We start from the raw sequence: 20,804 nt of genomic DNA, 5'->3' as shown, positions 1-20,804 counted from the left end.
AATTAACTACATAAATAGGAGCGATTCTTTTGAAAAAAACATCCAATAAGAAAAAAGTCATTGCCGGCAGCGCTTTAGCCTTTGGACTTCTGATTCCTCAAGCCACTCCTTCCATTACTTATGCAGACGTCATGGACAAAGATATCGTGAAGCTTCGTATACTTGAAACCACCGACATCCATGTGAACCTCTCAAACTATGATTACTATCAAGATACAGTGACAGATAAATACGGACTCGCCAAAACGGCTACCCTGATCAAACAGGCACGAGCTGAATCGCAGAACTCATTATTGTTCGATAACGGAGATCTCATCCAGGGAAATCCACTTGGAGATTATGTAGCAAAAGAAGATCCGCTTCAAGATGGGGAAATCCACCCTGTCTACAAAGCGATGAACCTGCTGGATTATGATGCCGGAAACGTCGGGAATCATGAGTTCAACTACGGTCTTGATTTCCTCGGTACATCATTAAAAGGCTCCAACTTTCCATATGTGAATGCCAATGTGTATGTAGATGATAAAGACGGGAATCCAGACAATGATAAAAACTATTTTATACCGTATGAAATCCTTGATCGCACGGTAGTCGATGAAGACGGTGAAGAGCATGCAATCAAAGTCGGCGTCATCGGATTCGTCCCTCCCCAGATCATGCAGTGGGATAAGGGGAATCTGGAAGGAAAAGTGATTGCGAAGGATATCATTGAGACTGCGAACAAGTTCGTTCCTCAGATGAAGGCAGACGGTGCTGATGTCATTGTCGCGATTCCTCACTCTGGCATCGGAAATGTGACACAGGAAGGCATGGAGGAAAACGCAACGTATGATCTTTCTAAAGTAGAGGGAATCAATGCGATCTTGTTTGGCCATTCACACGGGGTCTTCCCTTCTGATTCGTATAGCGGGATTGAAGGGGTAGACGTGAAGAAAGGAACGATCAATGGTGTCGGATCGGTTATGCCTGGTTCCTGGGGAGATCATCTCGGACTCGTTGACCTTGAACTTGAATTGAAAGACGGGAAATGGAATGTGACGAATACGCAGGCTTCCACCCGCTCTATTCTGAATCCGGACGGAACACCTGCTGTCGAGGCAGACCAAAGCATCCTCGACGCAGTGAAAGAAGAGCACGAGGCGACGATTGAATGGGTCCGCAGTGCAGTCGGTGAGACGACGTCCCCAATCAACAGTTATTTTGCTTTAGTGAGTGATGATCCGTCTGTACAGATCGTAACGAATGCACAGAAATGGTATATCGAGAAGTATATCAAGGGGACAGAGTATGATGGCATCCCGGTTCTATCTGCAGGTGCCCCGTTCAAAGCGGGTACACGTGCAAATCCTGATTATTATACAGACATACCGGCAGGTGAAATCGCAATTAAGAACGTATCTGACCTGTACCTCTATCCAAACACACTTCAGGCTGTGTTGCTTACAGGTGCTGACGTGAAAGAATGGCTTGAGATGTCTGCCGGTCAATTCAATCAAATCGATCCTTCTACATCAGAAGAACAAAACCTTGTGAACGGTGACTACCGCTCTTATAACTTTGATGTCATTGACGGCGTCACCTATGAAATCGATGTAACCAAGCCTTCTAAGTACGATGCTGAAGGCGCTCTGGTAAACAAAGACTCAAACCGTATCAAGAATCTGAAATTTAATGGGAAAGCCATTGATCCGAACAAACAATTCATTGTTGCGACCAATAACTATCGTGCAACCGGAAAATTCCCGGGCGTTAAAAACTCAGAAATCATTGTCAAATCACCAGATGAGAATCGAAACGTGATCATCGATTATATCATGGAGAAAAAGACCATCGATCCGGAAGCGGATGGGAACTGGTCCTTTACCCCTGTGAAAGGTAATACAAATATCGTTTTCGAAACGTCGCTGAAAGCCCAGAATTACATCAAGGATGCGAGAAAGTATAAGTTCCTCGGAGAACAGGACAGTGGGTTTGGTAAGTATTCGATCAAACTAAAAGAAAGCGATGGAACGAATCCCGGACAGGAAAAGAAAGAAAACCGCGGGTTCATCACAAACCTCATCTCGAATGTAGCTAATCTCTTAAAATAACCGGCAATTCCAGGAACCTCCAATTCGGGGGTTCTTTTTCTTATTTAAGGAGGAGGATCTTCCTCCAATAGACGGATATTCACCACTCCCAACTGAAACCATTTAACTTTCATGGGTTTTCGTCATATAATGGTGGGGTAGGATTGAATAGTGAAGAGATGAAAATTACTTTATAGGACTGATATAGAATGTACAATAAAGAAAAAGTGTTTGAAGAATTAACGAAGGTCATGCATTCGGACAATATTAAGCGTGACGAATTGTTACGGGATCATTTGTATACGAAGCTCGGGGGAAGAGCAGACTTCTTCCTTACCCCGACCACATACGAGGAAGTTCAAAACATCGTAAAGCTTTCGAATAAAGTCGATGTGCCGTTCACGTTACTCGGAAACGGCTCGAATTTGATCGTGAAAGATGGCGGAATTCGCGGCATTGTCCTTCACTTAAAGAACTTTAAGGACATTAAAACAACCGATCAGCTGATTGTGGCTCAAAGTGGCGCCGCCATCATCGATGTGTCGAGACGCGCTTTAGCCGAGCAGCTATCGGGACTGGAGTTTGCATGTGGTATTCCAGGTACTGTAGGCGGTGCCCTGTTCATGAACGCTGGGGCGTATGGTGGAGAGATCAAGGATGTCCTTGATTACTGTCATGTCGTCGATCGTGACGGCAACCTTGTGAAACGGACGGCGGCAGAACTTGAGCTTGACTACCGTCACAGTAATATCTCTGAAAAAGGGGATATCGTCCTGGAGGCGACATTCAGCCTGCAGCCTGCGGTCTATGAGGACATCAAGGCCATCATGGACGACTTAACGGACAAACGGGAATCCAAGCAGCCACTTGAATATCCATCATGCGGAAGTGTCTTTAAGCGCCCTCCTGGATATTTCGCAGGGAAATTGATTCAGGACAGCGAGCTTCAAGGGACGAACTTCGGAGGTGCAGAAGTATCCACCAAACACGCCGGCTTCATTGTGAATAAAGACAACGCCACGGCAACTGATTATATTTCACTGATTGAACATGTTCAGAAGACGGTGAAAGAAAAGTTTGATGTAGAGCTTGAACGGGAAGTCCGTATCATCGGGGAAGACCTGGATTAATGAAGAGTCGGGAATCAGTGGATTTCCGGCTTTTTTACATATAAACATAAAAAAACAGCCTAAACGAATTTAGACTGAGAAGGGGAATCTTTTTCAAAAGGAACCATCAGCTATTCTTTTTAGCAACAGGGGCGGGCTTGGTTCTGCGATATTCCCTCAGTCTTGTAATCTGGGATTGAGATACTTTCGCATCCAGTTCATAGGCTTCGCGAGCCTTAAAATAGAGCAGTGACACAGCTAATGCCCTCCTTTGTAAATAATTAGTTTCTTATTACCCGGACCACACGGGATAAAACCAATTACGTTAAAAAAGTTTTGTTTCCATTTATTACCTTAGAAATGATAATTCCACAGGATCCTCCATTCATCCTCTTCTAACGCTACGTAACACGTTTGAGTAATCATCAGCTCTCCGAATTTGCTATCGAAATACATGTTCACTTCCCCTTTCCTGACATTTTTGAACTGAAGCCCTTCGTCATTAAACGTAAACTCCTTCACCTTTTCTATGCTCCCCACTTCTACATCGAACTCATCTACCCCCATATGCCCCAGAAATACGTGATTCTTCGTTTGGATATAGGAGGACTTGGGAAACTTGTTTTTCATCTCCGAGTGAAAAAGCTCCCATGCATTGCCGAAGTCCCCATCTTTTTCAAAGTCATAAAACTCCTCGATCACTTCTTCAGGTGTATCAGGTTCCTGGCTTTTTCCGATAAACGCGAACAGAGCCACCAACAGGATGATTGCCCCGACTGCACCGATTATCAGAGGAACCGGGCTTTTCCTTCTCATACATCCACACCCCTCACCTACAGTTCATCTTATGAGGGACATGCAAGATGTATGAAAAATAAAAACGCTTCATGAACCATTCAAGGTGTCATGAAGCGCCAATGAGGATACACAAAAGGGGAACACACCCATTTCATAAGATTCCCAATTTACGAGAGATGTCTTCCCGCTTTTTTTGAAGGTATTGGTGGTACCGGTTATCTTCATACATGTCAAATATTAAAATGGATTTGTCTATAAATGATAAGGCTTTTTCCAGTTCTCCCTCTAGTTCATAATTGTATCCAGTATGATAATAAAGTTCGCCCAAACCAAATAAATGTTCCTCTTCCAAACACCATTTGATTGCCTGATCACAGTAGGAATTGGACTCTTTGTACTTCCCTAACCTGGTTAACGTTCTGGCGATATTATAAAGCAATCGTGTTTTAATCGATTTGTCATTAAGCTGGGTGCTTGATTGTATAGCAGATCGAACTTCATCATAGATAGCCAAAGACTCCTGCAAATTTCCTTGTCCATGTTCGAAAGCCCCTAGGGTCATTTGTATTTCGATTTCACGTTCTGTCATGGCCCGCTTTTTATTTGTAGTTAGTGAAAGTGCCTCTTTCAAAAGAGCCAGCCCGTTCTTCTGGTCTTTCTCGATTTCAAATAGATAAATACTTTTATGCCAATACAGCAATTGCAGATTGGTTGGATTTCTAAAAAAGAGAGGATTTTTTTCTTCTGCCTTTACCATCTCGATCATTTCATCATATTGTAATCTTACCCTGAAGTTTCTTAATTGACGCTCGACTTCTTTTACATAGTCCAGTCGTGGGGTTGTGCCGATTTCAAAGAAGTAGTTTACGTCCACACCGAGTTTTTCGGAAATTTGATAAAGAGCCGTAGCACTTGGGTAAATGTCTCCTTTTTCTATCCGGCTGACTAACGCCTGTGTACAGATTCCCTCCGCCAGATCCCCTTGCGTTAACCCAACGACCTTTCTTAACTCCTTTATCTTTTTACCAATGATTGAGTAGTCCACATCCCCACCTCCTCTAAATATTAATATCTTTATATTTTTAATGATAACATGCCATTTCTGCAGGGAAATCTGATTCTAGTCAGCCTCAATAGCCGAGAACAGAACTACATACATTTCTTCCTTATGATTTAATAAACCTAACGACAAATTACAATACCTTTTGATAGCCCTTCTCCTAGTGGGAAGTGCTCTTTTTTTTGAAAGTTCCCCTATTTACATCATCTATAAGCTTCTCCATTTTCCCTCTTATAAATCGGACGAATTCCATGTTGTTTTGGATTTCAAAAAAGGCGGCAGCTTTTTCAAAATAAGGTAATGCTTGTTCATAATCGCCTATAAGCTCAAGATTATATCCAAGATGGTAATGGAGTTGAGCAAACCCATACATATGCTCTTCTTTAATGATCCACTTGATTGCCTTTTGACAATATTGAATGGATTCCTGATAATTTCCAAGCCTTGTGTAAACTCTTGCCATGTTATAAAGGAGCTTCGTTTTGATCGATTTATCCTGCAACCACTCAGCTGTAGATAATGCAGTCTTTACTTCAGAATAATGACATAGAGACTTTTGATAATTTTCATTAGTGAAATGAAAAGCTCCCAGGGTGAGAAGGATTTCCATTTCTATTTCCGACAATACTTTTTTACTGTCAGCTGTCATTTGAAATGCTTTGTGTAAAAGGTCAAAAGCAGTATCTTGATCTTTTACAACTTCAAAATGATAGATTCCCTTATGCCAACAAAGGAGCTGAGCATTTGCAGGGTCCTTGAATAGTGGATTATTTTCTTCGTTTTTGACCATTTCCATCATTTCAATATATTGATGATTAATCCGCAATTTACGTAGTTGCCTTTCCACTTCTTTAATGTAATCGAGACAGGGAGTCATTCCGATTTCAAAGAAATAGTTTACATCCACTCCAAGTTTTTTGGAAATCTGATAAAGGGCAGTGGCACTGGGATAAATATCCCCTTTCTCCATTCTACTGATCAAAGCCTGAGTGCAGATTCCATCAGCTAATTCATCTTGAGTTAACCTAATAGCTCTCCTCATCTCCCTTATCTTTGTCCCAATAATCGAGTAATCCACCATCTATCCCCCCTAACTGCAAAATATTAATATATTTATATATTATCAGAATCCATGCAATTTTCTCAGGTAAAATACCTTAAATTCACTCACACAAACTCAGACCGCCAATACAAACATTTCTAATCTATGTTTTAATAATTGTAACGACAAATTACAATACCTTTTGACAGCACTTCTCTTAATGGGAAGTGCTCTTTTTTTTGATCTCCATCAGATTTCATATATCTCCAACGGCAGTCCATCCGGATCTTCGAAGAACGTGAATGATTTATGGGTATACGGATCTAGCCTTATTTCTTCGGTTTCAATCCCCTTTTGATTTAACTCTTTTACAGACCCTTCTATATCTTCGACTTCAAAGGCTAAATGGCGCAGCCCTTGAGCTTCCGGATAACTTGGCCGTGTCGGGGCGTCAGGGAATGAGAAGAGTTCGATGATATACTCTCCGTTTAACGTGAGATCGAGTTTATAAGAATCTCTTTCTTCCCTGTATATTTCCTGCTTTATATCCAACCCGAGTTTGTTGACGTAAAAGTCTTTGGATTTGGTATAATTCGAGCAAATGATGGCGATGTGGTGGATTTTTTTGAAGTTCATGTTGGACCTCTCCCTTTATTTATATAAAAAAGAAGCAGCCAAAAGACTGCCCCTTCCAATTTTTCCTTATTTCATCGCATCCGTCAACACAGGTACAATCTGCTTCTTACGGGACACCACGCCTTTTAATAAAGCCGTGTTGTTTTGAAGTGTAACGTTGAACGCTTTCTCCACTTCAGCCGATTTGCTTCCCAGGGCAAGAGCTGTCGAATCGTTTTCCAGAATGTCCGTCACGACAAGAAGGAATAGATCCAGTCCTTTTTCCTTGATCATCGTTTCCATGGCCGCCTCGACTTCTGCCTGACGTCCGAATACGTCATTCGTATCCACAACATTGATTTGAGCCACTTCCACTTTTGCGTTACCCATGGAGAATTCTTTTGCATCAAGGGTCACAAGTTCCGCGACTGATTTCGTGCTCATGTTCGCACCGGCCTTCAGCATTTCCAAGCCGTACACCTGTGGGTCGACGCCTGCAATTTCAGCCAGTTCATTTGCTGCTGCTACGTCTTCGGCCGTGCATGTTGGAGATTTGAATAATAGGGAATCCGAGATGATTGCTGAAAGCATGAGTCCAGCCATCTCCTTCGTCACTTCTACTCCCTTTTCCTTGTAGATCTTGTTTAGGATTGTTGCCGTACATCCAACCGGCTCGGCGCGGTAGTACAATGGATCAGCCGTTTCGAAGTTTGCGATACGGTGGTGATCGATGACTTCAAGAACGCGTACTTCCTCGATGTCCTCAGCACTCTGCTGGCGCTCGTTATGGTCAACGAGGATGACCGTATCCGTCTCAGCGGCAACCTTTTCTACTAAGCGCGGTGCATCGACTTTAAAGTAATCAAGGGCATACTGTGTTTCACCGTTCACTTCACCTAGACGAATCGGCTCCACGTCCATCCCGATTTTTGATTTCAAATCAGCATAAACCAGTGCCGATGTGATCGTATCTGTGTCCGGATTTTTGTGTCCGAAAATTAGTGTTTTACTCATTGACCATTCTCCTAACTCTATGTAATGTGATTCGTTTGTTATCTCTCTTTACATTTTCTTATATTACCATATTTAAAAGCAAAACCGTATCCGTAAGGGTGGATTTTTTCCAGTGATTGTGAAGGTAACATTCCCAGATTCTGTGTTATAATAATGCACAAGGAGGTGAAAAATGCTATGGATCAGATTTTACAAGCCATAAGAGAACTTCAAGGACAAATGACTCGTTTTGAAAACAACATAAATGAGCGAATGACGAAAATTGAAAATCGCATGGACAAGCTCGAATCCAGAATGACCGTACTCGAAGAAAATCAGCAGGATACTCATGACAATATCGCTATTCTGGTTAAAGAAAACTGGGATCAGAAGAAAGACCTTCTTAAGGTGAAGCGACGAGTGGGGATGGAGCAATAATACTCATAACTAACCCACTCTCTGCTTTTAGTGATCATTTCCTCAGGTTGGATTCCTATACCCATGCCTTCAACCCCATTTCATATTCCCCTATAATATAAGAATGATAACCCAAGGAGGAAACGTATGCTGAATCGTGAAGATCTCCTGCAAAACCTCATCAATAAACTGAAAACCTCAGATGAATACCGTGTATTGTCACCACACGATCAGAAAAGACTCCAGTCTGCTCTTATTGAACAATTCCAAGCACTCGACTTAATTCAATTTCTCCCTAGCCGTACTAACCCACAGATAGAAAGAGAAGTAACATAGCCAACTGATCAGTTCGTTCAGAAAATTCAAAATCTTAGATGCTGATGCAATCGGATTGGAGGATTGCGTTCAGGCACTGGAAGAAGGGGCGAAAACGAAAATACCAGTGGCCGTTGCCTGCGGTGCAGTCGGTTTTGCCGTATTCGTCTTTGTTCTGTTTTGGAACTATCAGGGAAAGGGTAAACCGATGAACAAAGAGATCAATATTCCCAATTAAATGAGGTGGATGGAAATGGATTTCGGATTAAAAGATAAAGCAGTCATTGTAACGGCTTCAAGTAAGGGTTTAGGAAAAGCCACGGCACTGGAACTGGCAAGAGAAGGAGCACGCGTGCTTATTTCCAGCAGACATGAAGAAGAACTTCAAAAGACCGCAAATGAAATCATTGATTTAACTGGGAATCAGCACATTTATTTCACGAGATGCGATATGACGAAGCCGGAAGATATCCGGTCCCTCGTTGAGACAGCGGTATCGAAACTGGGTGGAGTGGATATTCTCGTCAATAATACTGGCGGTCCACCAGCGGGAGGATTTCAAAAATTCGAGGATGACGATTGGCAGTATGCTTTTGAATTGAACCTGCTCAGTTATATTCGAACGATCAGAGAGGTTCTCCCCCATATGAAAAGGAATAATGGCGGACGGATCGTGAATATTGCTTCATCTTCCACGAAGCAAGCAATCGACGGTCTGATTCTTTCCAATACGTTCAGGACCGGAATGGTCGGGTTATCTAAAAGCTTATCAAGGGAACTCGCCCAGGATCACATTCTCATCAACACGGTCGGTCCCGGAAGAATTGCAACAGACCGGGTGGCAGAGCTTGATCAAATAAACGCTGAGAAGCGGAATATGACCGTTGACGAGCTAAGAAGTATGAGTGAGAAGGCGATCCCTATAGGGAGATATGGTGAGCCGGACGAGTTTGCCAGGGTGATTGCCTTCCTTGTTTCAGACGCAAATACCTATTTAACCGGTCAATCCCTGGTTGTCGATGGTGGAATGGTTACAGCACTATAACGCTCTAATCCCCAAAGCATGCCTTTGGGGATTTTTCACTGGAACATAAAAAAGAGAGGAGCATCTGCCCCTCTCTATGCTATTTCCAGCTATCATAAAACTTCTTCGCCACTTGAACGGTATGGGTGCTCCCGCCTTCCCCCTGCACATTTTCAAGGAGCATGGCAAGAACCATGGATGGGTCATTCTGATCATAGGAAACGAACACTCCATTTTCTGTGCCTGTTGTCCCCTGTTCAGACTTGATCTCTGCCGTCCCTGTTTTACCGGCAATCGCTTTTCCTTCTACACTCGCTTTTCCAGCGATGCCTTCTGTGACCACTTTGCGAAAATTCGTTTTCATCATGTCTGCCTGCTCTTTCGAAAGCAGGTCTTTCTTCCATACTTTTGGTTCTTCTTCCTTCAGGAGTTTTGGTTCCATCATGGTGCCATCATTGATGATCCCGCCGTATGCACTTGCTATATGAACGATACTCATCAGCACCTCCCCTTGACCGAAAGCCGAATCCGCCAGCTGTACTTCTTTGGAGATTTTGCCGTCGTTCGAAACCTGTGACTCATAAATAGGATACGACATAGAAATTTCTTCGCCAAAACCGAAATCCTTCAAACCGGCAATAAACGTCTCTGCACCCATTTCTAATCCGACTCGGGCAAAATAAATGTTATCCGAGAATTTAAGGGCGCTTTCCAGATCCACTTTGCTCTCATTGTCAAAGACACGGACCACTTTATAATTCCCCCATGATTTATCTTTTTGCCACTTCTTCCCGGGGATATCATAGACCTTGTTTGGATCCAGCTTGCCGGATTTCAGACCGACGGATGCCGTGATGCCTTTCATCGTCGATCCCGGTGAAAAAGCAAGTGGGAATCGATTCCGGAGCGGCTTGTTCGGATCATCCGCCAGTTTCTTATATTGTTCTGAAGACATCCCCAATACGAACTCATTCGGATCATAGGCAGGTGTGCTCACAAGGGCAAGCGCTTCTCCCGTTTGGGGGTTGATGGCGGCTGCGGTCCCTGGCTCATCCTTCATTTGTGCGTATATCTTCTCTTGCATCTCGGCATCGATGGTGAGAGTGATATTCTTTCCGTCTTCAACCGTTTGCTCGGCTACGGTGAAGGTGTCTTCTGAATCTTGTTTCTTCAGATAGATGCGCTGTCCGTCTTTGCCCCGCAGCTGATCCTCATAGACTTCCTCTGCTCCACTTAAACCCATCAATGATTGAGAAGTATAGCCTTTGTCCTTCAGCTTCTCCAATTTCTCTGCCGTAAGCTTTCCGATATAACCGGTGAGATGGGCAGTGGCTTCTCCGTATGGGTATTCCCTGGCAGGCACCCGCTTGGAATAAAGCCCGTCCAGTTCAATTACGTCCAGTGCGAGAGGACGCTCTTTTAAGGCGATTTTTTTAATTGGGACGAAATAGTCAGGCTTCACCCAGCTTGCGTCCAATTTATTCTTTATTTGTTCGGGTGATAAATCCAGTAAAGATGACAGCTTGCTCAAGTCATTTTCATTGAACTCTTTCGGGACAATCCCGAGCTCAAATGCCTCCCCGTTGACAGCAAGGGGCTGCTGATTCCGGTCGAGGATCTCCCCACGTTTGGCCGAGATGCTCTCCACTCCGACTTTATCATCCTTTTCCATTTCAGGCAGGATGAACGAAGGGTCCCAATCCACGAACCAGTTTTCATCGTCGTCTTTCTTTTCTTTTGTCAACGTGACATCTTTTTTATACGAAACTTCACCGGCGAGGGTGTTAAATGAAATGGTCATGGGAAACTCCGCTTTCGATTCTTTGTCCCATTCGACTTCTTTGTCCGGCTTTTTAAAGGATACTTTGACATCCTTCACTTCCAGATCTTTATAGATATCTTTGTATCTCGTGACGAAATCTTCTTTTTTGAATGTTTCTTTGGTAGAGGCGTTCACATAGTCTGAGAACATACTATCAAATTTTCCTTTATTCCAAAGATCCACGTACTCCTCTAGGCGATCATCCGGCTGAGCCTTTTCCTGACATCCGGCGACCATTAGACTGAGAGTGACGAAGAGACAAAGCAGCATGATTTTTTTGATCATATGTAGTGACAACCCCTTATTTATTCTTATATTCATTGTTTCAAATCGTATCCAGATTTACAAATTTAATGTATTTATTTTCTTTATTTTAAACCAATTTTCGCCACCATTTCCTCACAATCCCCAGTATTTCTCACTCTCATATGATGCAATTTCGTAAAAATTTGTTATAATAGTACATCGTAAGAGTAATAAGGAACTGAATCCTAAGATTATATCTTGCAAATATATATCGATAGGTGGAAATAAACATGAAAGATTATCGAGTACTACTGTATTACAACTATGTTGACATCGAGAACCCGGAGGAAGTCACTGCCCAGCACAAACAAATGTGTGCTGATATCGGCCTTATGGGACGCATCCTGATTTCGTCTGAAGGAATCAACGGAACATGTTCCGGGACGATCGAGCAGACGGATGCGTATATGGAAGCAATGAGACAGGATCCTCATTTCAAGGATACTGTATTCAAGATTGACGAAGCAAACGGTCATGCGTTCAAGAAATTGAAAGTGAAGCACCGTCCAGAGCTTGTCACTCTTCGTCTTGAAGATGATGTGAATCCGAATGAACTTACAGGTGAATACCTTGATCCAAAGGATTTCTTTGAACAGATCCAGCAGGAAGATACGATCCTTCTTGATGCACGTAATGACTATGAATATGAACTTGGACACTTCAGAGGAGCCGTGAAGCCGGATATCAAAAACTTCCGCGATCTTCCGAACTGGGTCCGCGATAATAAAGATATATTAGAAGGCAAGAAAATCATTACGTATTGTACAGGTGGGATCCGCTGCGAAAAATTCTCAGGCTGGTTAGTCAAAGAAGGCTTTGAGAATGTTGCACAGCTCCACGGTGGAATCGCAACCTACGGAAAAGACCCTGAAGTAAAAGGTCAACTGTGGGACGGTCAGCTTTACGTATTCGACGAGCGTATCGGTGTTCCTGTCAACCAGACAGAACACGTTGTCGTAGGGAAAGATTTCTACAGTGGCGAACCTTGTGAGCGCTACGTAAACTGTGCTTACCCGCCTTGTAACCGAAAGATCCTTTGCTCCGAAGAAAATGAGCATAAATATATGAGAAGCTGCTCGGATGAGTGCCGCAAGAGCCCTGAGAACCGCTATGTCATGGAACATGGTTTGACGGAGGAAGAAGTGGCAGAGCGTTTGGCAGTGATTGAGAACGAGAAAGAAAAAGCGACGATATAAATTGCATAAAAAGCACTGGCTGATTACTCAGCCAGTGCTTTTTTTAATCTTCTTCCGGAATTACGGTCTGCCACATAATCCAAATAATGTACATAACCAATTCTTTAACTTTTTAATAAAGTCGAAGAAATCGTCTTGCCAGCCACCATCTCCAGAATCATCTTGTTGTTCTTCTTGAATGATTCTTCCTTCAACCTTTGGAGACACATTTTTGTGCTTAGCCAAATAGTCAGTGAATACTTCATAATCCACTTGGAATAGTTCCGTCATTCGACCTTCATCTTTAGCTGCTTTAAACATGCTGTAACCGTCACCGCCATCAGCTGTAAAGGCATTGGTTGCGACTGTGTACATCTTTTCAGGGTCAATTTCCTTAAATCCTTTATCTGTTTTCACTTCTACAAACCATACACGCTCACCAACCGGTTTGTTAATGTCGTATTTGAAGTTGATTCCAGATACTTGAAGGAAACGGCCTTCCCCGGTTTCGATTGCACTTACACTGTGCTCCAGGGCATCCAGAATCTCCTGACCAGTTAAATCAAGGGTTACCAGATTATTACCGAACGGCATCGTTGTTAAAACTTCACCCAAAGTGATTTTCCCTTTATCGATGGAAGCACGGATACCGCCGCCGTTTTGAAGTCCAATATGGGTCTTCACCGATTCATTTGCCTTTTCTACCATGGCATCTGCAATCAGATTTCCTAAGTTGGTTTCTTTCGTACGGACATCTGCGCGTTCCCCGTTTAAAGCTACTTTTGTTTTACCTACGACTTCGTTTTTAATTTCTTCCAAAGGTGCTTTGAACTCATTTACTTTCGCAAGTGCATCAGGATCTTCTTCGTATTCCTTGAGGTCAAGTACCTCCCCCTCATGACTTGTTATGACACCTTCAGAGTCGAACGTGACGTCTAATAACCCAAGAAGATTTAAATACTCTCCTGCTTGTACGATCAAAGTAGGTTCTTCTTTATCGATGACTACCGGCTCATCCAACACAGTATGGGAATGGCCTCCGACAATAACGTCAATTCCATCAACTGCTTCAGCAAGTTCCAGGTCATGTGAGTACCCAAGATGAGAAAGAACGATAATCTTGTTTACACCTTCATCTTTTAGCATGTCGATTGTAGCAGCTGATTTTTCGGCTGCATCTTCAAAAACAATATTTTCTCCTGGGCTTGAGAGAAATTCTGTTTCAGGAGTTGTCAGTCCGAAGATCCCTACTTTTTCCCCGTCTACTTCTTTAATAATGGCAGGGTAGATGTTCCCGCCTTCACCCGGAGTTCCCACTTCATTTTTCTTAAGTGGTTCAAGGTCAGCATCTCCTGTCACTTGGACATTTGAAGAGACCATTGGAAAATTCATTTCCTTAATAAAGTTTGCTAATGTCTTAGAGTCTTTATCGAATTCGTGGTTCCCTAGAGTCATAGCATCATAACCCAGTTCATTCATGAACCATAGATCCGCGAGACCTGAGTATTGGCGGAAGTAGAGTGTTCCGGAGAATACATCCCCTGCATCCAATAAGAGAGAATTCTCTTTTTTTGAACGAACATCTTTCACCGCTGTGAATAAGCGTGGGTACCCTTCCACGTGTGCATGCGTATCGTTCGTATGCATAATGGATAATTGGAAATCTTCATTTTCTTCAGGTGCTGCTTCTTGAACGATGCGTCCTTCCACCACTGGTGAAACCGGATTGTTCTTCTCAAGATATGAAGTGAACACTTCAAAGTCTGCTACAAACAGTTCCGTTTGACGACCTTCTTCTTTCGCTTCCTTGAACATCGTATATCCGTCTCCACCATTTGCCGTGAATGCGTTAGTGGCAACAGAGTACATTTTTTCAGGGTCGATTTTTTCATATCCATTGCTTGTTTTCACTTCTAGATACCATACCCGTTCCCCGGCAGGCTTATTAACGTCATACTTATATTTGATTCCTGTTACTTGTAGGAATTCCCCTGGTGCATCCTGGCCTTCAACTCTTGATACACTGTGTTCAAGTGCGTCTTTAATTTCCTGACCAGTTAAATCCAGCGTGACAAGTTGATTTCCGAATGGCATTGTTGTTAATACTTCTCCAAGGGTGATGTCCCCCGCATCGATAGAAGCACGGATCCCCCCGCCATTTTGAAGTCCGATGTACGTTTCGACGGACTCATTGGCCCTTGCAACCATTCCATCAGCGATTAAATTACCTAAGTTCGTTTCTTTTCTGCGGACGTCGGCACGTTCTCCATTCAGAGCTACCTCTGAGTTTCCGACCACTTCACTCTTCAACTCTTCAAGGGGAGCTTTGAACTCTTCCACTTTTGCAAGTGCATCAGCATCTGCCTCATAACTTTCAAGGTTAAGCACTTCACCTGAATGGTTCGTGACAACACCATCATCATCGAATGTAACATCCAATAAACCAAGCAGATTCAAGTACTCTCCAGCCTGCACGATTACAGTCGGTTCTTCTTTATCAATCACAACTGGTTCTTCCAATACGGTATGGGAGTGACCACCGACGATCACATCAATACCATCTACCTCTTCAGCCAGTTCCAAATCTTGAGCATAACCCAAGTGAGATAGGGCGATGACCTTATTGACTCCTTCATTTTTCAGCATATCAATTGTTGAGGCTGCTTTTTCAGCAGGGTTTTCAAAGGAAATATTTTCTCCTGGATTAGAGATGAATTCAGTATCCGGAGTGGTTAATCCAAAGATCCCTACTTTTTCCCCATCCACTTCCTTGACCATAGCAGGGTAGATATTTCCACCTTCACCTGGTGTACCGATTTCATTTTTCACAAGTGGCTCTAAATCTGTATCACCCGTAACCGATACATTCGATGAAACCATTGGGAAATTCATTTCCTTAATGAAGTCTGCTAAGGTTTTTGAATCTTTATCAAATTCGTGATTACCAAAGGTCATGGCATCATATCCAAGCTCATTCATGAACCAAAGATCGGCAAGACCTTTATATTGACGGAAGTAAAGTGTTCCCGAGAATACATCACCTGCGTCTAATAATAGAGAGTTTTCCTTTTCAGCACGAACCTCGTTCACTGCTGTAAAGAGTTTAGGATAACCTTCCACGTGTGCATGTGTATCATTTGTGTGCATGATGGAAAGGTCGAACCCTTCTTTACTCTCCGGTGATAAATCAAACTGCCCGATATAGGCATCATGATCGCTCGCACGTCCATGTTCTTCCATGTAAGGAGAGTTAAAGTTGACGATATCATATTCTGCACCCGCAGCTAGACGGTTTGAAACCAGCATATGATCCAATACTTGTGCATTCCCTTGGTACGTATACGTGTATCGTTCGCTTGCAGGAAGTGTCTCAACAAGATTTGTCAACTCTTCGCCCTTCAGTTTTTGTAAAGGCGCGGAGAATTCAAAGTCGTTTAAGTCTCCCATTACGACTACGTTAGCGTCTTCATTCTTATCCTCAATATCAGAGACGAATGAATTCACAATTTCCGCAATTTGCAGACGCTGTTCTTCACTTCCCAGTACAGGTGGCTGATTTTTACCGAATACGGGTTGATCTCCACCTTTGGAGTTAAAGTGATTGTTCACGACGATAACGTCTTCGCCTTTAAAGTTGAACTGTGCCGCTAATGGCTTGCGGCTGTCATCGAATGCTGGGTTCATCGGGTCGATTCTTCCCGGATTCAATGTCAAAGATCCGTTATCATAAGCTACAGCTGTTGTAGCGTCCCCCTTTGTACCTTCTGTTAATGACACACGGTCAGGATTATAGAGGAAGCCAACACGGATATTCCCCCCAGGTACCCCGCCATCTTCTTTATCTTGAGGAGCTATTTCTGTCCATGAATAGGTAGGGCCTCCGAAGCCTGCAATGGCGTCACTCAGTGCTTTATAGTTAGCATCAGCCTTCACAACTCCATCATCCGTTGTACCGCTTTCATCCAATACTTCCACTAAACCGATGATGTCAGGAGAGTTCAAATTCTCCACCATTGATTTCGCAAGCTTATCCCGCTTCGCTGTATCGGATGCTGCAAAGTTCTCAATGTTGTAACCTGCTACGGTTAATTTGTCATCTTCCTTTTCAATCGTTGTCACTTCCGGAGTGAATTCACGCTCTGTCAATTCCGGAAGACTTTCTTCATTTACAAGTATTTTAAAATTACTGAAGCTGTAACTGACTACTCCTGTTACTGTTCCATTAAATTTGTCACCTGTTTTCGTAACGAAATCCCGGTTATCAAGTAAAAGGAACATCCTTTCAGGGTTTTGGTTTTCTTTTGTTAATAGTGGTGCGCCTTCTTTTGTATACGATTTGTCTTCCACTTTCTCAGTGATGACAGGGACTTCCCCATATTTCTGAGGACCTGTCACAGTTGGATGATCAAGTGAAACACGCATTCCTTCAAGGCTTTCGTAAAAATCGATCGCGTCCTGTTCTGGATCAAATTCCCCGAATTGATCGTTATCGACAACGATTGTAGGAGGATTTACGTATTCCCCCATCACCAGTGCTGCCGGGAGGTCATTGTTACCTGAATCAACGATTACATTCCCATACTGTGCGTTTAATTCGGTCATCGCAAGATCTGTTTGTAATTTTTCGTTATATCCATCCAGTACCCATTCTTTCACCTGACCATCAACAGCCACTTTATCGCCAAGCTTCACTCCATGAGCCGGCTTATAGACAAGTATTGCTTCTGATGTTTTATCATTATCATCTGCTTGGGCATCTTGCATGTAGAAATTGCTGGCATCCACGACGTGAGTGACGATCCCCTCTACGCCTTTTACTTTTTCTGTATTGTAAGGCGATGTATGTGCTTCACCTTGAATATCATGAATCCGCAAGCCTTCAATACCATCATATGGGGTTGGTTCATCCGGATCTTCCCCTTCAAAGGACATGGCTGTAGGAGATTTTAGTCCTGGTGCGGTAAAGTAAGCTTCAAGACTTCCTGTAATGATGACTTTTTTCCCTATGATATCCGGGTTTGATTTAAGCCCGAATTCTGCTCGGAAAGCAGTTGGCAGCTGAACCGGAAGAATCTTGGAAGCATCCGTCTCATCGGGACTGTCTGCAATGGCTAAATTGTAATCATTTCCAAAAGGGGTTTCGAAATTATAACTTTTGTTACCTGTCGTGTGGGCAACAATATAACCCGTGACGGTTCCTGTTCCTGTATTGTTTTCTATTGCTTCCTGGACCGTTAAATAGTCTGCTGCTGAAGCCATTGAGCCAATCGGAACAATATAACTTACAAGCATGGCCAAGATCGTTGTTACGATGAACAACTGTTTCTTCAAAATCTTCAACCTGGTTCCTCCTCAAAATGTGTTCGAATAGTGAGATAAGCCTATGTATCTGTTCCTACATGTTTTAGCTATATCCCCCAGCCCTTTGTCTATGGCATAAATACCTTCTAAGGATTTGTAAGCGCTTTCTTTATAGTATAATCGTTTCCCTTGGAAAGCATCGATTCATGCCAAAAATACGTAGATTAATGAATGATATTGACTACAATCTACCTATTTGGAAACACCCCCGCTTGTTTATTTCACCTGGTTCACATTCTGTTGAAACTTGTAAACCAAGTACTCTATAAATATATCATTTTTTTGTCGAGGATTATTGAATTATATAAAAATTTACAAAAATGGGACAATTGATTCATATTATATTAAAAAAGGATGTCGAATAGGAGGGACATCTGTCCTCCGGGAGCTCTTTAATAATATATAGAATTCGACTGCAGTTTGGATTTTGACCTTTTCCTGATTTGAAGGCTTTTACTTAATGTCAGTGGACCGGTATAAAAGTCATTGGTAATATCCCTTTCCTGTATCAGCCTCTTCAGTTTTCGTTGCATTAGCATCTGAGCTACTTGTATGCCGAGGTCCGTCCCTCTTCCCTTTTCCCCTTCCACCCATTACACTTAAGGAAAATATCATGATAGAGGATGGTTGGATGAGTCGTTTTGTTGAGAGAGTAGAGCCTTATTTTTTGAGTGAGGATCCGTTTGTGCAGAGGTATGCGATTGAAATGTTGGAAGGTTCCTATTTGGTTGATGGTGATACCTTTTTAACCGGGTTAAAAGCCCATGACCGGGGACAGGTTTCGGAATACTCTTCACCTGTACTTCCTTACTTAATGTACATGCCGTTGAATGAGGAAGGGATGAAGGAGGCACTCAATCGGTTGAAGAGTCTGAGCAAAAAGGATACAGACGTACTCTTCTACATTCAATTACTAGCGAATTCCGATACAGATTTACTGATTGCATACAGAAATGAATTGAAGCCTTTTGTAGATGAAGAGCAGCTAAAGAAAATTGCGATGCTTCCCTCATTAAAAGAAGAGGAATTATTCATGGAGCTTGCTGACGTCATGTTTAACTTGAATACGTATGATTATGATCAAGTGTATTTTGACCATGGGAAAAGGATCGTTTACGAGCTGGTTAAAAAAGGCGAGATTAGAAGCTTTGACGCACAGATTGAGGAAGATGAGTTAGTCGGCTTCGAGCTCATATACACAGTGTATATGTCTGGGGAAATCCGCGAAGAGAGCGTGATTCCACAATTGGTGAACCTTTTCAAAAACGAGGAAGCAGAAGATTTACTGTTGGAGGAAGTGGCCAATGCCCTGGTGAAGATAGGAACAGATCAGGTTGTGGCTGAGGTTGAAAAAGTGGCTCTCTATGGTAATACCTATTTCTATACACTGGACGTATTAGGGAGAATAAAAAGCGCGGAGGCGGAACAAGCACTGTTGCGATTATTTGATCAAACAGATGACATTACCGCTAAAACGCTGATCTCGGATTATTTATGTCAGCAGTTATCAACTGAAGCGATTCCCAAAATCGCAGCGTTCATTGAAGAAGGCTATGATGAGAATATGCTTTGTCTGGAAGAATCCATTTACGTGAACTCTGTCATGAACGGAATCGATCATCCTAAGCTCATTAAATGGCGGAACTTCATCGAAGAAGTGGAACGCCAATCACTGGATGAACAACCGATCCTCGTGACACAACCCGTCCAAACAGGAGACAAAGTCGGACGCAACGACCCCTGCCCGTGCGGAAGCGGGAAAAAGTATAAGAAGTGCTGCCTATAAGTGAGGGACGGACCTCCGCATTTTCATGCGGAAGCCCGTCCCTATCGTTCTGCTGTTTAATTTCGGTGAAATTGGAGGTCCGTCCCTCTACTCCATCCACTCCGGTTTGCCGAAGCCTTTGAATTCGGTGTCTATGACTTTCTCGAATTCATCTGCTTGGACGACGGCTTTGATGTCTTTGGCAAGTTGTGAGTCGACGTCTTTTGTGTTCACGACTACGCGGTTTCGGTATTGATCAGGCATGTCCTCCAATTGCAAGGCATCGAGAAGGTCCATATCTGCTGCCAGTGCATAGTTCCCAGGTACTGCTGATAAATCGACACTGTCGACAGCCCTTGGAAGCTGTGCGGCTTCGATCGGTTTGAACTGCAGGTTTTTCACGTTTTCATCAATGTCTTTTTCGGATACGGTCAATGGATCCGTGTCCGGTTTTAACGTGATCAGCTTGGCATCTTCCAGGATTTGAAAGGCACGTGCCGCGTTCGTCGGATCATTCGGGATGGCGATGGCACTGCCTTCTTTGATGTCCTTGATGGAATTGAACTTCTGTGAGTAGATCCCCATCGGCGCCGTCGGTACGACAATCACTTCAGATAGGTCCATGTTATGCTGCTTCGCGAAGGTTTCCATGTAGATTTTGTGCTGGAAAAGATTCGCATCCAAATCTCCTTCTGAGAGTGCGTTGTTCGGCTGTATGTAATCACTGAATTCCTTCACTTCCACCGTGTAGCCTTTTTCTTCAAGTCCCGGCTTGATCGCTTTGGTCACCATGTCACTGTAAGGACCGGATGTCGCTCCGATGGTTACTTCTTTATTATCTTCAGAGCTTGCCTCTTCTCCGCCGCAGGCAGCCAGTAAGCTTACTGTTACCGCTAATGCTACAAATAATATCCACTTTTTCACTTGTTGTTC

General features: G+C 43.1%; 17 protein-coding genes. 8 read left to right on the top strand and 9 right to left on the bottom strand.

Going from position 1 to position 20,804, the window contains the following annotated elements:
- Nucleotides 1-29: 29 nt before the first annotated feature.
- Both AM506_RS10770 and murB read left to right on the top strand, forming a co-directional pair.
- Nucleotides 30-2,090 carry a bifunctional 2',3'-cyclic-nucleotide 2'-phosphodiesterase/3'-nucleotidase gene (locus AM506_RS10770; protein WP_082386325.1) on the top strand — a complete coding sequence of 687 codons (2,061 nt, stop codon included), beginning with the start codon at nucleotides 30-32 and terminating at the stop codon, nucleotides 2,088-2,090.
- A 188-nt stretch (nucleotides 2,091-2,278) separates the two neighbouring features.
- A complete protein-coding gene (gene murB, locus AM506_RS10765) occupies nucleotides 2,279-3,199 on the top strand; it encodes a UDP-N-acetylmuramate dehydrogenase (protein WP_060672497.1) in 921 nt (306 codons plus the stop codon).
- Between the two features lie 106 nt (nucleotides 3,200-3,305).
- Here murB and AM506_RS23325 read toward each other — a convergent pair whose 3' ends face one another.
- The 6 genes from AM506_RS23325 to AM506_RS10740 all read right to left on the bottom strand — a co-directional run bounded on the left by AM506_RS23325 (nucleotide 3,306) and on the right by AM506_RS10740 (nucleotide 7,707).
- Nucleotides 3,306-3,434 carry a hypothetical protein gene (locus AM506_RS23325; RefSeq protein WP_258264940.1) on the bottom strand — a complete coding sequence of 43 codons (129 nt, stop codon included), beginning with the start codon at nucleotides 3,432-3,434 and terminating at the stop codon, nucleotides 3,306-3,308.
- Between the two features lie 98 nt (nucleotides 3,435-3,532).
- Entirely contained in the window at nucleotides 3,533-3,994 is a 462-nt protein-coding gene (locus AM506_RS10760; RefSeq protein WP_060672496.1) for a hypothetical protein, read from the bottom strand.
- 133 nt (nucleotides 3,995-4,127) lie between these two features.
- Complete coding sequence (locus AM506_RS10755; RefSeq protein WP_060672495.1) at nucleotides 4,128-5,021, bottom strand: helix-turn-helix domain-containing protein; 894 nt, start codon at nucleotides 5,019-5,021, stop codon at nucleotides 4,128-4,130.
- A 175-nt stretch (nucleotides 5,022-5,196) separates the two neighbouring features.
- Complete coding sequence (locus AM506_RS10750) at nucleotides 5,197-6,114, bottom strand: tetratricopeptide repeat protein (protein WP_160316870.1); 918 nt, start codon at nucleotides 6,112-6,114, stop codon at nucleotides 5,197-5,199.
- Between the two features lie 213 nt (nucleotides 6,115-6,327).
- Nucleotides 6,328-6,714 (bottom strand): SMU1112c/YaeR family gloxylase I-like metalloprotein, encoded by a 387-nt coding sequence (gloA2, locus tag AM506_RS10745; RefSeq protein WP_060672493.1) that lies wholly within the window; start codon nucleotides 6,712-6,714, stop codon nucleotides 6,328-6,330.
- Between the two features lie 66 nt (nucleotides 6,715-6,780).
- Nucleotides 6,781-7,707: a manganese-dependent inorganic pyrophosphatase gene (locus AM506_RS10740; protein WP_060672492.1), complete on the bottom strand. Its 927-nt coding sequence runs from the start codon at nucleotides 7,705-7,707 to the stop codon at nucleotides 6,781-6,783.
- Nucleotides 7,708-7,884: 177 nt separating this feature from the next.
- Between AM506_RS10740 and AM506_RS10735 the strand changes: the two genes are divergently transcribed.
- The 4 genes from AM506_RS10735 to AM506_RS10725 all read left to right on the top strand — a co-directional run bounded on the left by AM506_RS10735 (nucleotide 7,885) and on the right by AM506_RS10725 (nucleotide 9,463).
- Complete coding sequence (locus AM506_RS10735; RefSeq protein ID WP_060672491.1) at nucleotides 7,885-8,124, top strand: hypothetical protein; 240 nt, start codon at nucleotides 7,885-7,887, stop codon at nucleotides 8,122-8,124.
- A 126-nt stretch (nucleotides 8,125-8,250) separates the two neighbouring features.
- A complete protein-coding gene (locus tag AM506_RS10730) occupies nucleotides 8,251-8,439 on the top strand; it encodes a hypothetical protein (RefSeq protein WP_060672490.1) in 189 nt (62 codons plus the stop codon).
- Nucleotides 8,440-8,494: 55 nt separating this feature from the next.
- Entirely contained in the window at nucleotides 8,495-8,656 is a 162-nt protein-coding gene (locus tag AM506_RS22770) for a hypothetical protein (protein WP_160316869.1), read from the top strand.
- 15 nt (nucleotides 8,657-8,671) lie between these two features.
- Entirely contained in the window at nucleotides 8,672-9,463 is a 792-nt protein-coding gene (locus tag AM506_RS10725) for an SDR family oxidoreductase (protein ID WP_060672489.1), read from the top strand.
- A gap of 79 nt (nucleotides 9,464-9,542) precedes the next feature.
- Here the strand turns inward: AM506_RS10725 and AM506_RS10720 are convergent, their stop codons facing one another.
- Nucleotides 9,543-11,549 carry a penicillin-binding transpeptidase domain-containing protein gene (locus AM506_RS10720; protein WP_060672488.1) on the bottom strand — a complete coding sequence of 669 codons (2,007 nt, stop codon included), beginning with the start codon at nucleotides 11,547-11,549 and terminating at the stop codon, nucleotides 9,543-9,545.
- Between the two features lie 251 nt (nucleotides 11,550-11,800).
- Between AM506_RS10720 and trhO the strand changes: the two genes are divergently transcribed.
- Nucleotides 11,801-12,766 (top strand): oxygen-dependent tRNA uridine(34) hydroxylase TrhO, encoded by a 966-nt coding sequence (trhO, locus tag AM506_RS10715; protein WP_060672487.1) that lies wholly within the window; start codon nucleotides 11,801-11,803, stop codon nucleotides 12,764-12,766.
- A gap of 60 nt (nucleotides 12,767-12,826) precedes the next feature.
- Here trhO and AM506_RS22095 read toward each other — a convergent pair whose 3' ends face one another.
- Entirely contained in the window at nucleotides 12,827-18,085 is a 5,259-nt protein-coding gene (locus tag AM506_RS22095; RefSeq protein ID WP_082386323.1) for a 5'-nucleotidase C-terminal domain-containing protein, read from the bottom strand.
- 652 nt (nucleotides 18,086-18,737) lie between these two features.
- On the opposite strand from AM506_RS22095, the gene AM506_RS23400 reads away from it, so the two are divergent.
- On the top strand, nucleotides 18,738-19,892 hold the full coding sequence (locus tag AM506_RS23400) for an SEC-C metal-binding domain-containing protein (RefSeq protein WP_060672486.1): 1,155 nt from the start codon (nucleotides 18,738-18,740) through the stop codon (nucleotides 19,890-19,892).
- An 87-nt stretch (nucleotides 19,893-19,979) separates the two neighbouring features.
- Here the strand turns inward: AM506_RS23400 and AM506_RS10700 are convergent, their stop codons facing one another.
- Nucleotides 19,980-20,795 (bottom strand): MetQ/NlpA family ABC transporter substrate-binding protein, encoded by an 816-nt coding sequence (locus AM506_RS10700; RefSeq protein WP_060672485.1) that lies wholly within the window; start codon nucleotides 20,793-20,795, stop codon nucleotides 19,980-19,982.
- Nucleotides 20,796-20,804: the final 9 nt, after the last annotated feature.

The sequence above is a fragment of the Rossellomorea vietnamensis genome (genome assembly GCF_001305855.1).
Classification (GTDB): domain Bacteria; phylum Bacillota; class Bacilli; order Bacillales; family Bacillaceae_B; genus Rossellomorea; species Rossellomorea vietnamensis_A.
The sequence above is the reverse complement of the archived record's forward strand: the minus strand, read 5'-3'. Positions and strand labels throughout refer to the sequence as shown.